15 protein-coding genes are annotated in these 14285 nt (G+C 57.9%); 9 read left to right on the plus strand and 6 right to left on the minus strand.

Annotation, left to right across the window (positions count from 1 at the left end; genetic code table 11):
- Positions 1-46 precede the first annotated feature (46 nt).
- The 5 genes from pheP (at position 47) to AA74_RS0114705 (ending at position 6138) form a co-directional block, all read left to right on the plus strand.
- Positions 47-1435: a phenylalanine transporter gene (gene pheP / locus AA74_RS0114685; RefSeq protein WP_023343530.1), complete on the plus strand. Its 1389-nt coding sequence runs from the start codon at positions 47-49 to the stop codon at positions 1433-1435.
- A gap of 244 nt (positions 1436-1679) precedes the next feature.
- The gene (locus AA74_RS0114690) at positions 1680-2915 is read left to right on the plus strand and encodes an MFS transporter (RefSeq protein WP_032663994.1); all 1236 of its coding nucleotides are present in this window, start codon (positions 1680-1682) and stop codon (positions 2913-2915) included.
- Positions 2916-2930: 15 nt separating this feature from the next.
- Complete coding sequence (locus AA74_RS0114695) at positions 2931-3956, plus strand: sugar phosphate isomerase/epimerase (RefSeq protein ID WP_025912662.1); 1026 nt, start codon at positions 2931-2933, stop codon at positions 3954-3956.
- Positions 3949-5091, plus strand: coding sequence for a Gfo/Idh/MocA family protein (locus tag AA74_RS0114700; RefSeq protein ID WP_023343533.1), 1143 nt, complete (start codon positions 3949-3951; stop codon positions 5089-5091). The genes AA74_RS0114695 and AA74_RS0114700 overlap by 8 nt, the downstream gene beginning before the upstream one ends.
- A 75-nt stretch (positions 5092-5166) precedes the next feature.
- Positions 5167-6138 carry a LacI family DNA-binding transcriptional regulator gene (locus tag AA74_RS0114705; protein ID WP_021241589.1) on the plus strand — a complete coding sequence of 324 codons (972 nt, stop codon included), beginning with the start codon at positions 5167-5169 and terminating at the stop codon, positions 6136-6138.
- Here the strand turns inward: AA74_RS0114705 and AA74_RS0114710 are convergent, their stop codons facing one another.
- Positions 6139-7383, minus strand: coding sequence for a mechanosensitive ion channel family protein (locus AA74_RS0114710; protein WP_025912663.1), 1245 nt, complete (start codon positions 7381-7383; stop codon positions 6139-6141).
- A gap of 65 nt (positions 7384-7448) precedes the next feature.
- Positions 7449-8885, minus strand: a complete 1437-nt coding sequence (locus AA74_RS0114715; RefSeq protein ID WP_025912664.1) for an MFS transporter — start codon at positions 8883-8885, stop codon at positions 7449-7451.
- A gap of 107 nt (positions 8886-8992) precedes the next feature.
- Between AA74_RS0114715 and AA74_RS0114720 the strand changes: the two genes are divergently transcribed.
- Positions 8993-9862, plus strand: coding sequence for a helix-turn-helix transcriptional regulator (locus AA74_RS0114720; RefSeq protein WP_008499383.1), 870 nt, complete (start codon positions 8993-8995; stop codon positions 9860-9862).
- Positions 9863-9991: 129 nt separating this feature from the next.
- Positions 9992-10153: a hypothetical protein gene (locus AA74_RS1000000123715; protein ID WP_223861895.1), complete on the plus strand. Its 162-nt coding sequence runs from the start codon at positions 9992-9994 to the stop codon at positions 10151-10153.
- Positions 10154-10180: 27 nt separating this feature from the next.
- Here the strand turns inward: AA74_RS1000000123715 and nfsB are convergent, their stop codons facing one another.
- The 3 genes from nfsB to AA74_RS0114735 form a co-directional block, all read right to left on the minus strand.
- The gene (gene nfsB, locus AA74_RS0114725; RefSeq protein WP_021241586.1) at positions 10181-10834 is read right to left on the minus strand and encodes an oxygen-insensitive NAD(P)H nitroreductase; all 654 of its coding nucleotides are present in this window, start codon (positions 10832-10834) and stop codon (positions 10181-10183) included.
- Between the two features lie 120 nt (positions 10835-10954).
- Entirely contained in the window at positions 10955-11323 is a 369-nt protein-coding gene (locus tag AA74_RS0114730) for an MmcQ/YjbR family DNA-binding protein (protein WP_023293103.1), read from the minus strand.
- Entirely contained in the window at positions 11313-11903 is a 591-nt protein-coding gene (locus tag AA74_RS0114735; protein WP_008499387.1) for a TetR/AcrR family transcriptional regulator, read from the minus strand. The genes AA74_RS0114730 and AA74_RS0114735 overlap by 11 nt, the downstream gene beginning before the upstream one ends.
- Positions 11904-12093: 190 nt before the next feature.
- Between AA74_RS0114735 and AA74_RS0114740 the strand changes: the two genes are divergently transcribed.
- Both AA74_RS0114740 and AA74_RS0114745 read left to right on the plus strand, forming a co-directional pair.
- Positions 12094-13197: an MBL fold metallo-hydrolase gene (locus AA74_RS0114740; RefSeq protein WP_021241583.1), complete on the plus strand. Its 1104-nt coding sequence runs from the start codon at positions 12094-12096 to the stop codon at positions 13195-13197.
- A 32-nt stretch (positions 13198-13229) separates the two neighbouring features.
- The gene (locus AA74_RS0114745; protein ID WP_010428317.1) at positions 13230-13571 is read left to right on the plus strand and encodes a RamA family antibiotic efflux transcriptional regulator; all 342 of its coding nucleotides are present in this window, start codon (positions 13230-13232) and stop codon (positions 13569-13571) included.
- 54 nt (positions 13572-13625) lie between these two features.
- Here the strand turns inward: AA74_RS0114745 and AA74_RS0114750 are convergent, their stop codons facing one another.
- A complete protein-coding gene (locus AA74_RS0114750) occupies positions 13626-13874 on the minus strand; it encodes a DUF1158 domain-containing protein (protein WP_013097677.1) in 249 nt (82 codons plus the stop codon).
- Between the last annotated feature and the right edge of the window lie 411 nt (positions 13875-14285).

A 14285-nucleotide genomic window follows, 5' to 3' on the forward strand; every position in this document is an offset into this window, starting at 1 on the left:
GAAGTGTTAAAACGTGCCCCTTCTAAAAAAGAGACAGGGGTAGGACGTGAAAGACGCGTCATCCGCTTCAGGCCATGGTAGCGCTGAAGCCTCGTCGGATCAGAATCCAACGCTGCAACGTGGTTTGCAAAATCGACATATTCAGTTAATTGCCCTTGGCGGCGCAATCGGTACCGGGCTCTTTCTCGGCATCGGCCCCGCTATTCAGATGGCCGGTCCGGCGGTGCTGCTGGGTTACGGTATCGCCGGGATTATCGCCTTCCTGATCATGCGCCAGCTTGGCGAGATGGTCGTTGAAGAGCCGGTGTCAGGCTCCTTCGCGCATTTTGCCTATAAATACTGGGGCCCGTTCGCAGGCTTCCTCTCCGGCTGGAACTACTGGGTGATGTTCGTGCTGGTCGGGATGGCGGAGCTGACCGCCGCAGGCATCTATATGCAGTACTGGCTGCCGGACGTGCCCACGTGGATCTGGGCGGCGGCCTTCTTCATCATTATCAACGCCGTTAACCTCGTCAACGTGCGCCTGTATGGTGAAACCGAGTTCTGGTTTGCGCTGATCAAGGTGCTGGCAATTATCGGCATGATCGGCTTTGGCCTGTGGCTGCTGTTCTCCGGCCACGGCGGCGAGCGGGCCACTATCGACAACCTGTGGCAGCACGGCGGCTTCCTGGCGACCGGCTGGAAAGGGCTGATCCTCTCGCTGGCAGTGATCATGTTCTCCTTCGGCGGGCTGGAGCTGATTGGCATCACCGCCGCGGAAGCGCGCGACCCGCATAAAAGCATTCCGAAAGCGGTTAACCAGGTGGTGTACCGTATCCTGCTGTTCTATATCGGCTCGCTGGTGGTGCTGCTGGCGCTCTACCCGTGGGTGGAAGTGAAGTCAGACAGCAGCCCGTTCGTGATGATTTTCCACGATCTCAACAGCAACGTGGTGGCTTCTGCGCTGAACTTCGTCATTCTGGTGGCGTCGCTGTCGGTCTATAACAGCGGCGTTTACTCCAACAGCCGCATGCTGTTTGGTCTCTCCGTGCAGGGTAACGCGCCGAAATTCCTCACCCGCGTCAGCCGTCGCGGCGTGCCGGTGAACTCGCTGTTCCTTTCCGGGGCGATTACCTCGCTGGTGGTGCTGATCAACTATCTGCTGCCGAAAGAGGCCTTCGGCCTGCTGATGGCGCTGGTTGTCGCTACGCTGCTGCTGAACTGGATCATGATCTGCCTCGCGCACCTGCGATTCCGCGCCGCGATGCGCCGCAAGGGGCGCGAAACGCAGTTCAAAGCGCTGCTTTACCCGGCGGGGAACTACCTCTGTATCGCGTTCCTGGCGTTGATTCTGGTGCTGATGTGCACCATGGATGAGATGCGACTTTCAGCAATGCTGCTGCCGGTATGGGTGGTGTTCCTGTTTATCGCGTTTAAGCTCTCACGCAAAAAGTAGCCCGTTTTTCTCCCTCTCCCTGTGGGAGAGGGCCGGGGTGAGGGCAACAGACCGCACCAAACCAGACCGCAACTGCCTTCACGCCCGGTGGCGCTGCGCTTACCGGGCCTACAAAACACTGCTTCATCTTTATCGTGACCCCCCTCCCAAATCTGTTTCGATCCACAGGATCTTTATTTTGTAATCGATTACTTTTCATTTGAATCATTTTGTAATCGATTACTTTTTCCGGGTGAGGCTTATTATGGTGTCAACTGAAAGTAGTGAAAAGACGATAGCGCAGCATCGGCTGCTGGTGCCGCGGCTGTCGCTGATGATGTTTCTGCAGTTTTTTATCTGGGGTAGCTGGTCGGTTACGCTAGGGCTGGTGATGACCCAGCACAACATGTCTCTGCTGATTGGCGATGCGTTCTCCGCCGGGCCTATCGCCTCCATTCTCTCGCCGTTCGTGCTTGGCATGCTGGTGGACCGCTTCTTCGCCTCGCAGAAGGTGATGGCGGTGATGCACCTGGCGGGCGCGGCGATCCTCTGGTTCGTGCCGGGGGCGCTGATTGCCGAGAACGGCGCGCTGCTGATTGGCCTGCTGTTTGGCTACACGCTCTGCTACATGCCGACGCTGGCGCTGACCAACAATATCGCGTTTCACAGCCTGGCAAACGTGGATAAAACCTTCCCGGTGGTGCGCGTGTTCGGCACCATCGGCTGGATCGTGGCGGGCATTTTTATCGGCGTCACCGGCGTGGCGGCAAGCGTTACCATCTTTCAGGTGGCGGCGGCCAGCTCCGTGCTGCTGGCGCTTTACAGCCTGACGCTGCCGCACACGCCTGCTCCGGCGAAAGGCCTGCCGGTGAAGGTGCGCGATCTTTTCTGCGCGGATGCCTTTGCGCTGCTCAAAACCCGCCACTTTTTCGTTTTCTCCGTCTGCGCGATGCTGATCTCCGTCCCGCTCGGCACCTATTACGCCTACACCGCCTCGTATCTGGCGGATGCGGGAATTGCCGACGTCAGCACCGCCATGTCCTTCGGGCAGATGTCCGAGATCGTCTTCATGCTGGTTATTCCGCTGCTGTTCCGCCGTCTGGGCGTGAAGGTCATGCTGCTGATCGGCATGCTGGCGTGGTTTGTGCGTTACGCCATGTTCGCGCTGGGCGTCAGCGAGGAGGGGCGCATTCTGCTGTATCTCGGCATCCTGCTGCACGGCGTCTGCTACGATTTCTTCTTTGTCGTCGGCTTTATCTACACCGACCGCGTGGCGGGCGAAAAGGTGAAAGGCCAGGCCCAGAGCATGATCGTGATGTTCACCTACGGCATCGGCATGCTGCTCGGCTCGCAGATTTCCGGCGCGCTCTATAACCGCCTGGTGGCAGGGCAGACCGTGCCGCAGGCGTGGGTGACATTCTGGTGGATCCCGGCGGTAGCGGCCGCGGCGATCGCGCTGATTTTCCTTCTCACGTTTAAGTATGACGATGACAAGGCGTAACGTTCAGGAGGTGGTATGAGGACGATGAAAGGACCCGGCATTTTTCTGTCGCAGTTTATTGGCGCAGAAGCGCCGTTTAATTCGCTCGACGGGCTGGCTGAATGGGCGGCAGGTAAAGGTTATAAGGCGGTACAGATCCCCTGCAACCATCCGCACATCTTTGACGTCGAGAAAGCGGCGGAGAGCCAGACCTACTGCGACGACATCGCCGCTAAGCTGGCCGCGCACGGGCTGGTTATCAGCGAACTGTCGACCCATCTGGAAGGGCAGCTCGTGGCGGTGAACCCCGCCTACAGCGACGCGTTTGACCACTTTGCGCCCGCTTCCGTGCGCGGTAACGATGCTGCGCGTCGGGCGTGGGCCACGGAGAAGCTGAAGCAGGGGGCGGTCGCCTCGGCAAGATTAGGTCTGAAAGCGCACGCCACCTTCTCCGGCTCGCTGGCCTGGCCGTTTTTCTACCCGTGGCCGCCGCATAACGAACAGCGTTTTCAGGAAGCGTTCGGGGAGCTGGCAAACCGCTGGCGGCCGATTCTGGATACCTTCGACGAGCAGGGGGTGGACGTCTGCTTTGAGCTGCATCCGGGGGAAGATCTGCACGACGGCGTCACCTTCGAGCGTTTTCTTGCGCTGGTGGACAACCATCCGCGCTGCAACATTCTCTACGATCCAAGCCATATGCTGCTCCAGCAGATGGACTATCTGACCTTTATCGACATCTTCCATGCGCGTATTAAAGCGTTCCACGTGAAGGATGCCGAGTTTCGCCCCAGCGGGCGCAGCGGCGTCTACGGCGGCTACCAGCCGTGGATCAACCGCGCCGGACGCTTTCGCTCGCCCGGTGACGGGCAAATCGATTTTAAGGGCATCTTCAGCAAGCTGACCCAGTACGACTACGACGGCTGGGCGGTGCTGGAGTGGGAGTGCTGCCTGAAGGATGGCGATACCGGGGCGAGTGAAGGCAGCGAATTTATCCGCCGCCACATCATTCCGGTTGCCGGGCGCGCGTTTGACGATTTCGCCGCAGGGGGCAGCCATGATTAACGTCGGGATCGTCGGCAGCGGGTTTATTGGCCCGGCACATATCGAGGCGCTCAGGCGCCTTGGGTTTGTTCAGGTGGTCGCGCTGTGCGACGGCTCGCTCGTTAAGGCGCAGGAAAAGGCGCGCCTGCTAAACGTACCGCACGCGTACGGCAGCGTTGAGGAGCTGCTCGCGCACCCTGATTTGCACGTGGTGCACAACTGCACGCCGAACCACCTGCATGCACAGATTAACCGCCAGATCCTGCGCGCGGGCAAGCACGTGTTTTCCGAAAAGCCGCTGTGCATGATCCCTGAGGAGGCGCGCGAGCTGGTGGCGCTGGCGGAGCAGACGGGCGTGGTGCATGGCGTGAGCTTTGTCTATCGCCAGTTTGCGATGGTGCGTCAGGCGGCGAGCATGATGCGCGCAAGCAGCCTCGGGCGGATTTTTGCCTCACACGGCAGCTACCTACAGGACTGGATGCTGCTGGAAACCGACTACAACTGGCGGGTGGATGCCGCGCTCGGCGGCGCATCGCGCGCGGTGGCGGATATCGGCTCCCACTGGTGCGACACGGTGCAGTTCGTTACCGGGCGGCGCATTACCGAGGTGATGGCTGATTTATCCATCGTCTGGCCGACGCGCAGGGCCAGCAAGGTCGGGAATCAAACCTTCTCCCACGACGAGCAGGCGGAGTATGTAGACAAACCGGTCACCACCGAAGACTTCGGCTCGGTGCTGTTCCGCTTTGACGACGGCAGCAAGGGCTGCTTTAGCATCTCGCAGGTGAGCGCCGGGCGTAAAAACCGCCTGACGTTTGAGATCAACGGCAGCGAGCGCTCGCTGGCGTGGGACCAGGAGGTGCCGCAGCAGCTGTGGATCGGCCATCGCGCGCAGGCCAACCAGACGCTCACCGACGATCCGGGGCTGATGAACCCTGACGTGGCCGACAGCGCCCACTTCCCCGGCGGACATATCGAAGGCTGGCCGGACGCCTTCAAAAATATGATGGCGCAGTTCTACCGCGCCGTGCAGGCGGGCGCGATGCCGGATACGCCGCAGTTTGCGACGTTTCACGATGGCGCAAACGTGATGTATATCATTGATGCCATTGTGAAAAGCCATCAGCAGCAGCGCTGGGTGCGCGTGGAACAATAACGCGTTGCCCGGTTCGCCGGGCAATAAATTTATGGTAGCCTGCACAAAACGCTAACCGCAGGATGTGTCGTCGCTATGTCAATTCAGAAAATCGCTCAGCTGGCCGGGGTCTCCGTGGCGACGGTCTCCCGCGTGCTGAATAACAGCGACACCGTGAAGGCGAAAAACCGCGAGCGCGTTCTGCGGGCGATTCAGGAGAGCAACTACCAGCCAAACCTGCTCGCCCGTCAGCTGCGCACCGCCCGCAGCTATATGATCCTGGTGATGGTGTCCAACATTGCCAACCCGTTCTGCGCCGAAGTGGTGAAGGGCATCGAAGCCGAGGCGGAGAAAAACGGCTACCGCATTCTGCTGTGCAACTCCGGCTCGGACATCGAGCGCTCCCGCTCGGGCTTAAGCCTGCTCTCCGGCAAAATCGTCGACGGCATTATCACCATGGACGCCTTCTCGAAGCTGCCGGAACTTGCCGCGCTGATTGGTTCTGCACCGTGGGTGCAGTGCGCCGAATATGCCGATGCGGGCGCGGTCTCCTGCGTCGGCATCAATGATGTGGACGCTTCACAGCATGCCGTCAGCCAGCTGGCCGACGGCGGCCGCAAGCGTATCGCGATGATCAACCACGATCTCAGCTACAAATATGCCCGCCTGCGCGAACGCGGCTACAAGAGCGTGATCCACCTGCGCGATCTGGACTATCAGGCGGTGGAGTATGCCAGCGATCTCAGCTCCGGGGCGGGCATGGCGGCGATGCAAAACCTGTTAAAAGATAATCCGCCGGATGCGGTATTTGCCGTTTCCGATACGCTGGCGGCGGGCGCGCTGCGCGCCATTCAGCAGGCAGGTCTTCGGGTGCCGGAGGATATTGCCGTGGTCGGCTTTGACGGTACGGAGCTGGCGGACATGATTTCGCTCACCACCATCGAACAGCCGTCGCGGGATATCGGGCGCAAGGCGGTCGATCTGCTCTTAAATAAGATCGACAACCCGGACGCGCCCACGGAAAGGGTGATGATGGACTGGCGCTTTATTTCCCGCGCCAGTACCTGATTATTTTGCGATAACGCCCGCCAGGGAGCGAATATCGTTCCCGGTTGGCGACTGGTGAATACGCAGACCAAATTCATCCACCACCGCGAAAATATGGTCGAAGATGTCGGCCTGAATCTCCTCATATTCTGCCCAGACCACCGTGTTGGTGAAGGCATATATTTCAATCGGCAGGCCATTCGCGTCAGGCGCGAGCTGACGCACCATCAGCGTCATATCTTTACGAATGCGCGGGTGGTTGCGCAGATATTCGTTCAGGTAGGCGCGGAAAGTGCCGATATTGGTCATCTTGCGCAGGTTTAATACCGATTCCCCTTCACCGTTTTTCTGATTCCACAGGCTAATTTCCTCATGGCGTGCGGCCAGATAAGGCTTCAGCAGTTTCGCCTGAATGAGTTTCTGCTGCTCCTGCTCGTCGAGAAAATGAATGCTGGTGGTATCAATGTTCAGGCTGCGCTTAATGCGTCGTCCGCCGGAGGCCGACATGCCGCTCCAGTTGATAAAGGCGTCGGAGACCAGCGCCCACGTCGGAATGGTCGTAATCGTATTATCGAAATTGCGCACTTTCACGGTGGTCAGGCCGATATCCGTCACCGTGCCGTTGGCACCGTATTTCGGCATCTCCAGCCAGTCGCCGAGCTTGAGCATATCGTTGGCGGAAAGCTGGATACCCGCTACAAGTCCAAGTATCGGGTCTTTAAACACCAGCATCAGCACGGCGGCCATGGCGCCCAGACCGCTGATCAGAATCGCCGGAGACTGGCCAATCAGCAGGGAGATAATCAATATCCCCACCAGAATGGCGCTCACCAGCTTGATGCCCTGGAAAATCCCCTTCAGCGGCAGCTGCGACGCGGTGGCCATTTTCTGCGACAGATTGAAAATCACGTCCAGCAGCGAGAAGAAGGAGAGCAGGGCATAGACCATCACCCACAGCTTCGCGCAGGTGGTGAGTATTTCCGCCGCTTCGCTGCCTTTTTGCAGCCACAGTACCGCCTGGACGTTGACGATTATCCCCTGCAGGGTAAAGGCCAGACGGTGAAATAATTTATTCTGGGTGATGATCTGCAGCCATAAATGGCTGCTGGCCTGCGCGCGCTTTTCGAATGCGCGAAGTACCCCTTTGTGCAGAATAAAATGAACGATGATGGCGGTAAGAAAAATAATACCAAAGATAATCACTAAAGAGGTGGTGTGATTAATTTCAATGCCTAACTCTTCAACCTGAGCAATCAATTCCTGCATAACGTCTCCTGTATTTTTGCAGCCCCATAATGGCGGCTGCGGATCTATTATGCAAATTCACGAACTTATTTGGCGGCCTGACAGATCTTCGCCACCGGCAGGCACAGGCTATGGCGGATACGCAGCGTCGCCAGAGCAAGTACCACCATCATAGCTGTTTCCACCATCAGGAAGACGTTCACCGCCTGGGTGTAATCCCCGTGATGGTTTTGAAGCGCGTGCAGCAAAATGGCGCCAAAAATGGCCGGGCCAAGGCCCAGCGCGGCCTGCTGCAGGGTGCTTAAAATAGCGCTCGCGGCTCCCGCGTCGTCAGGCTGAATGTCGCGCATCCCGATGCGATAGAAGCTGTTCACGATCAGCGCCTGCCCGTAGCCCACCAGTCCGGTCGCGGGTGCCAGCGTCAGGGTGGTATTCTCCATGCCCCAAACGCGGAACGTGGCGATCAGCGCCAGCAGGCCGGTAATCTGGATCGCCAGACCCGTCAGCAGGATTGTGCTGGTGCTGTAGCGGGCAATCAGCCGCGGCGCGAACCACGCCGAAACAAAGTAGGTCACGCCCAGGGCGATAAAACTGTTCCCGGACTGCCACGGCGCCATCCCCAGGCCGGTTTGCATGGTCAGCGCCATACAGAACATAAACCCGGACCAGGCGCTGAAAAAGAGCATCGCAATCAGGACGCCAAAGCGCACGCTGCGAAGCGCAAGCAGGCGCGGCGGGATCAGCGGGTGGGCATTCTCACGCTCTTTTTTGCGCGCGTTCAGCGCCATCAGCCAGGCCAGCGGGACAAGGGCGAGCAGCATCGTCTTCAGCGGCCACGACCAGTTCCACTGCGGGCCGAGCGCCATCGGGAACAGCAGGCAGCAAAGCATGACCGCCAGCAGCGCGGTACCCGGCCAGTCGATGCGTGACGGCGTCTCGCGACGGGTTTCCGGTACGAAGCGGCGGCTCAGCGCCAGCACCACCAGACAAATCGGCACGTTGATAAAGAAGGCGTTTCGCCAGCCCAGCCCGGCGATGTCCGCCGATACCAGCCAGCCGCCGCCCATTTGTCCCACGATAAACGCAATCCCGCCGATGCCGCCGAACAGGCTGATGGCTTTGGCGTGGGCGGTGCCTTTCAGCGTGACGTGCAGCGTGGCAAGAATTTGCGGCACGATCAGTGCGGCCCCCGCGCCCTGAACGATGCGCGCGGCGAGCAGCTGTTCAATGTTCCCCGCCATTCCGCACAGCAGCGAGGCCAGGCCAAAGCTCGCCACACCCAACATGAACAGACGACGACGGCCAAAGTTATCTCCCAGCTTGCTGCCGAGCGCGAGGCAGACGGCAAAGGCCACGCCGTAGAGGGCGACGATCAGCTCCAGTTCGGTAGCGGTCGCATGCAGTGAATGGGTGATGGCGTCCAGCGCCACGTTGGTGATTGAGGTATCAATCATCGGCAGCATCTGGCCGGTTAACAGCAATATCAGGCCAGCGCGACCCGGTGAAACAACTGACGTATTCATGGTAACTCCATTGCGTCATTCAACAGATGGTCGTAGCATCTACCATCAGATAAACGGGTACCAGTTCTTGCTTATACTGGTACTGGCACTACCATGCAGGGGGATTTATGGCGCTGATGTCTGAACCGGTCGTTTCACGTCAGGATGACACCCGAAAACAGCTCGGGGCATTTTTACGCGCCCGGCGGGAAAGTCTCGATCCGCAGCGCCTAGGTTTGCCGCGCAGCGGTCGCCGCCGCACGCCGGGCCTGCGCCGGGAAGAGGTGGCGATGCTCGCTGATGTGGGCGTCACCTGGTACACCTGGCTTGAGCAGGGCAGGGACGTCAATCCGTCCAGCGCGGTGATGGCGGCCGTGGCAAAAGCGCTGCAATGTACCCCGACCGAGGCCCGGCATCTGTTTGTGTTAGCAGGTTTACCGCCGGGTGAAGCGCCGCAGGCGGTCTGCTGCGAGGGCATTAGCGAAGGCACGCGCCGCCTGCTGGATACGCTGATGCCGAAACCCGCCAGCATTCAGAAACCGAACTTCGATATCGTGGCGTGGAACGACAGCTTCGGGCATCTGATGGGCGTCGATTTCAATGACATCCCTCCCGAAGATCGCAACTGTATTTATCTGTTCCTCACGCATCCGGCGTGGCGCGCGCGGCTCGGCAGACGCGACGACGTGCTGCCCATCTTTGTCTCCTATTTCCGCGCGGCGATGGCCGAACACCGGGGCGATCCGCTGTGGGAGGCCAAGCTGGCGCGCTTCTTTGCAGTGTCCGAAGAGTTTAAAACCCTGTGGCACCAGCGCAACGACGTGCGCGGCGTGGAGAACCAGCTCAAGCTGTTTACCCATCCCGAGCTGGGGGATTTTACATTGCAGCAGATGTACTGGTATTCCGCGCCGCGAAACGGATCGCGGCTGCTGGTGTATCTGCCGGTGGATGAGGCGGGAGAGCGGGCGATGGCGTGGCTGGCGGCGCAGGGGAAATAATTTTTGCGAGGGGCTTTCAGGGAATAAGAGCCGTCTCTGCTAAGCGAATACGACATTGTTGTGTCTGACAGCGAACAAACCGGCGACGGACAGCGGTTTTGGTTACGCATGATAGACTGGGCGTTCAGCATGAATTATCGGATAAGCGTGGCTGACGGTACGGTTGGAGAAGAGTGGCACTTAACGCCGGTGAGCTCATATGCCGAGCTGGAAGAGCGCTGGATTGCGTTTGCCTGGGGACACGATCGTGATGTGCACCCACATCGCAGGTTAGTCATCAGTAAAGCGTAACGGGCCGCACAGAGCGGCCCGTTTTGTTTAGCACTCGGTCACAATCGTGCTCAGCGGCAGGCGAGATTTCGGCAGCGTGGCGTTGAAATCTTCCACGCTGTGATGCCCAACCGGCACCACCACCAGGCTGGTGAAGCCTTTCTCTTTCAGGCCAAACTCTTCGTCGAGGATCGCGGCGTCGAAACCTTCAATCGGTACCGCGTCCAGGCCCAGCGCAGCCACGCCCAGCAGGAAGTTACCGACGTTCAGGTAAACCTGCTTCGCCATCCACTGGTCGTCATCTTTCAGATCCACGCGGTGCATGTCGGCAAAGTAGGTACGGCCCTTATGGTTTGCCGCTTTCGCTTCCGGGGTATTAAAGCGACCATCGGCCTCTTCCTGATCGACAACGCGCTCCAGCCAGGCGTCGTCCATCGCGGTTTTCGCGCAGAATACCACCACGTGAGAAGCATCCAGCATTTTGCGTTCGTTGAACACATAGGTGCCCGCCGCGGACTTCGCCACGCGCGCTTTTCCTTCCTCGGTGCTGGCGACAATAAAGTGCCACGGCTGGGAGTTGGTGCTGGACGGGCTGTACTGCAGCAGGGTTTTGATTTTTTCCGCTTCTTCAGCGGTCAGTTTTTTGCTTGCGTCGAACGCCTTGGTGGAGTGGCGTTTCAGCGCAACAGAAATGATATCCATAACAACTCCTGATGATGAAATTCGCCCGCGTGCGGGCGCGAAAGGTGAGCAGATTACAGCGGGACGCGGAAAAAGATAAGGGCAATTCGAGCGCTTAATCTGTTCGTCTCAGACGAACAATCAGACCGGCCGGATCCACTTCTGGTCTTTTTTCGGCAGTTTATCCACCACCAGATGCCAGGAATCATTGATGAGATCGGTAACCAGTTCCGGCGTCACGTCGTCCGTACCGTAAAGGGAAATCCAGTGCTTTTTGTTGAGGTGATAGCCCGGTTCAACGCCGCGATAAATCTGCTGATTTAACAGCGATTTTTCCGGGTCTGACTTCAGGCTAACGTGCGGCCGCCCGTGCGCGACGGCCACAATCATGAAAATTTTCCCGCCCACTTTAAACACGTCAAACTCCGGCCCAAACGGCCAGCAGTGTTCGGTGAACGGCAGTTCCAGCGCCACGCGTTTTGCGTGTTCCTGCAACGTTTTACTGTCCATCGCTCTCTTCCTGGGCAAGCCCGCGCCACATTACCTCAAAGCCGAGCGCTTTAAATTCAACGGCGCGGGACGGATCGCGGGTGGCAAATTCCATCGTGCTTTCGGCCAGCGATAAGAAAAGCGCATCGCCAAACGTTTTAAATTCATCAGACATAAACACCTGACGCACCGAGCGGCGGCAGAGCTCATGCAGCTCCGGGAACATCTCTTTCACCGCCTGTTCCGTTTCGGCGCTCAGCTTTTCACTGACGCCAATCTGGCGGATCGCCGCATGGGCAACGGGGTTACGAATACCCCAGTCCACATAGCTGTTCCAGATATTGCGGGTATGTTCTTTGGGCAGCGTAATGGTGCGATCGAGGTTCGCCAGCATGGTCTGGCAGAGATCCTGCTTCAGGTGCAGATAGAGGGCATTCAGCAGATCGTCTTTCGTAGCAAAGTAGCGGAACAGGGTGCCTTCGGCGACGCCCGCCTTACGGGCAATGAGCGCCGTTGAGGCGGCAATACCTGACTGTGCAAACGCCGTGGTTGCGGCGTCCAGTAAGGCCTGTTTTTTATCTTCACTCTTCGGACGTGCCACTAAATTTTTCCTCCTGTCAATTATAAAAACCCTGATTGAAACACGTGCTTTCACACGCTGCAACGCGGAATGTCAAAGATCGAAAACGTCTTGACGACTTTATCATCATATCTATAATGAGTGCTTACTCACTCATAATCAAGTTTACCCTGCGCACGCTATCGGATGGGGCGCGTTTTCGGGTCAGGATATGAAAAAACCTCTCTTCATCTGCGTGGTGTTAATCATGATTATTGCTTCAGCCGCGAGTTTACCGTTTGTTCTGAATGCCGGATTCGGCCAGCCGCCGCAGGGTGAACGGCTTACTGAAGTGGAGGCCTCTCCACAGTATCGCGAGGGGAAATTCCACAATACGCTGCCGACGCCGGGTTATAACGGTGACAAAAATATGCTGGTCGCGATGTGGGAGTTTCTGACCAAAAAAACCGAAAACGCTCGCCCGGCCCAGCCGCTGCCGCTGGTGAAAACCGATCTTGCGAGCCTGCCGCTGGAGCAGGACACCCTGGTGTGGCTTGGTCACTCCTCGTGGTATCTGCAGCTCGCGGGCAAACGCATCCTGATTGACCCGGTTCTTGGCAACTATGCCGCGCCGTTCTCGTTCCTCAATAAGGCTTTTGCCGGCGAGTATCCGTGGCGGGCAGAAATCATGCCGGCGATCGACCTGCTGATTATCTCGCACGATCACTACGATCATCTGGATTACGCCACCATCAGGGCGCTACTGCCGAAGGTGAAGCGGGTGGTGACGCCGCTGGGCGTCGGCTCCCACCTGCGTTACTGGGGGATGAAGCCCGAGATTATCGACGAACGCGACTGGAACCAGTCGGTGCGCATCAGCGATGCGTTGACGGTGCACGTTCTGCCGGCGCGTCACTTCTCCGGCCGCGGCATCAAACGCGATCGCACCTTGTGGGGCAGCTTCATGTTCGTCACGCCAGAGCAGAAGGTTTACTACAGCGGGGATTCCGGTTACGGCCCGCACTTCAGGGCCATCGGTGAACAGTTTGGCGAAGTGGACGTCGCCATCATGGAAAACGGCCAGTACGACCAGGACTGGAAGTACATCCACATGCTGCCGGAGGAAACGGCGCAGGCCTCGGCGGATCTGAACGCGAAAGCCGTGGTGCCCGGGCATAACGGACGCTTCGTGCTGGCGAAACACGCCTGGAACGATCCGCTGATCCAGCTGGCAAAAGCCAGCCAGGATAAAAATTATCGGTTGCTGACGCCGGAACTGGGCGAGCCCGTCCGGGTAAGCGACACCGCGCAAACCTTTCGTGCGTGGTGGGAATAATGTTTAAGCGAGAAGCAGAGGGGGACAGCAGTATGACCATTTCCGCTCAAGTCATCGACACTATCGTCGAATGGATCGACGACAATCTGCACCAGCCATTACGAATAGAAGAGATTGCCCGCCACGCGGGTTACTCGAAGTGGCACCTGCAGCGGCTGTTTATGCAGTACAAAGGGGAGAGTCTGGGGCGCTATATCCGTGAACGCAAGCTGCTGCTGGCGGCGCGCGATCTGCGTGAATCCGACGCCCGGGTGTACGACATCTGCCTGCGTTACGGGTTTGACTCGCAGCAGACGTTTACCCGCATCTTTACCCGCACGTTCAACCAGCCGCCTGGCGCGTACCGTAAAGAGAACCATAGCCAGACACATTAACCTGTCGCGTGTAGGCCGGGTAAGGCGTAGCCGCCACCCGGCCTTTTTATGGGCTCATGACGCCAGTGAAAACCAGCGTCGCCAGACGAAACGCAGCACAAAGAATTCAATCGCCCCGAGCAGTAAAAACCACACGCAGAACAGAATGGTATAGAGCTGGTTAAGATCGACCATGTGAAAGGTCTGAACCAGCTTCTGCGCCAGTACCAGCCCAAGCGAAGGCGCAGGGAGCAGCAGGCATGAAAGCAGTGCCAGCAATAAAATGCCGCCTGCGGTGAGCAGCGACTCTAGCGGGTGTTTCATCGTAATGTTAATCGTCAGTTAAAAATGTCATTGTCCGGCATCCCGGAACGTAAAGCAATATAAACCCGGCGCACGTTTACGGATAAAACGAATGCGCTATTCTTTGAATAATTAACAGAAATAGATAAATATCCCAGACGCGATTAAATAATTATCGCGTAGTGTAAATAAACGTCCGCATCAGGAAAATAATTTTACAAATGTATAGGTGCTATAACCAATTAACGTGGCAATAACAATGGCCGCGATAACGTATAACACCAGTCTGCGCCCGCGATAAATACCCCACATGGTTCCCCCTCGTTTAGTTTTGGTTTAGAAATATTTTGTAAAAATCAGATCGTCGAAATAGTTTTAATCAGTTTTGAATAACCGAGAAGTCATTATATTGCGGTAGATCAATTTTACCCG

It is taken from the genome of Enterobacter sp. 5-4 (genome assembly GCF_000612205.1).
GTDB lineage: Bacteria > Pseudomonadota > Gammaproteobacteria > Enterobacterales > Enterobacteriaceae > Enterobacter > Enterobacter roggenkampii.

What these genes read in the sequence shown, in the direction of transcription:
- AA74_RS0114690 (WP_032663994.1), top strand. Translation starts at nt 1,680, where the DNA reads ATGGTGTCAACTGAAAGTAGTGAAAAGACGATAGCGCAGCATCGGCTG.
- AA74_RS0114695 (WP_025912662.1), top strand. Translation starts at nt 2,931, where the DNA reads ATGAGGACGATGAAAGGACCCGGCATTTTTCTGTCGCAGTTTATTGGC.
- AA74_RS0114700 (WP_023343533.1), top strand. Translation starts at nt 3,949, where the DNA reads ATGATTAACGTCGGGATCGTCGGCAGCGGGTTTATTGGCCCGGCACAT.
- AA74_RS0114705 (WP_021241589.1), top strand. Translation starts at nt 5,167, where the DNA reads ATGTCAATTCAGAAAATCGCTCAGCTGGCCGGGGTCTCCGTGGCGACG.
- AA74_RS0114710 (WP_025912663.1), bottom strand. Translation starts at nt 7,383, where the DNA reads ATGCAGGAATTGATTGCTCAGGTTGAAGAGTTAGGCATTGAAATTAAT.
- AA74_RS0114715 (WP_025912664.1), bottom strand. Translation starts at nt 8,885, where the DNA reads ATGAATACGTCAGTTGTTTCACCGGGTCGCGCTGGCCTGATATTGCTG.
- AA74_RS0114720 (WP_008499383.1), top strand. Translation starts at nt 8,993, where the DNA reads ATGGCGCTGATGTCTGAACCGGTCGTTTCACGTCAGGATGACACCCGA.
- AA74_RS1000000123715 (WP_223861895.1), top strand. Translation starts at nt 9,992, where the DNA reads ATGAATTATCGGATAAGCGTGGCTGACGGTACGGTTGGAGAAGAGTGG.
- nfsB (WP_021241586.1), bottom strand. Translation starts at nt 10,834, where the DNA reads ATGGATATCATTTCTGTTGCGCTGAAACGCCACTCCACCAAGGCGTTC.
- AA74_RS0114730 (WP_023293103.1), bottom strand. Translation starts at nt 11,323, where the DNA reads ATGGACAGTAAAACGTTGCAGGAACACGCAAAACGCGTGGCGCTGGAA.
- AA74_RS0114740 (WP_021241583.1), top strand. Translation starts at nt 12,094, where the DNA reads ATGAAAAAACCTCTCTTCATCTGCGTGGTGTTAATCATGATTATTGCT.
- AA74_RS0114745 (WP_010428317.1), top strand. Translation starts at nt 13,230, where the DNA reads ATGACCATTTCCGCTCAAGTCATCGACACTATCGTCGAATGGATCGAC.
- AA74_RS0114750 (WP_013097677.1), bottom strand. Translation starts at nt 13,874, where the DNA reads ATGAAACACCCGCTAGAGTCGCTGCTCACCGCAGGCGGCATTTTATTG.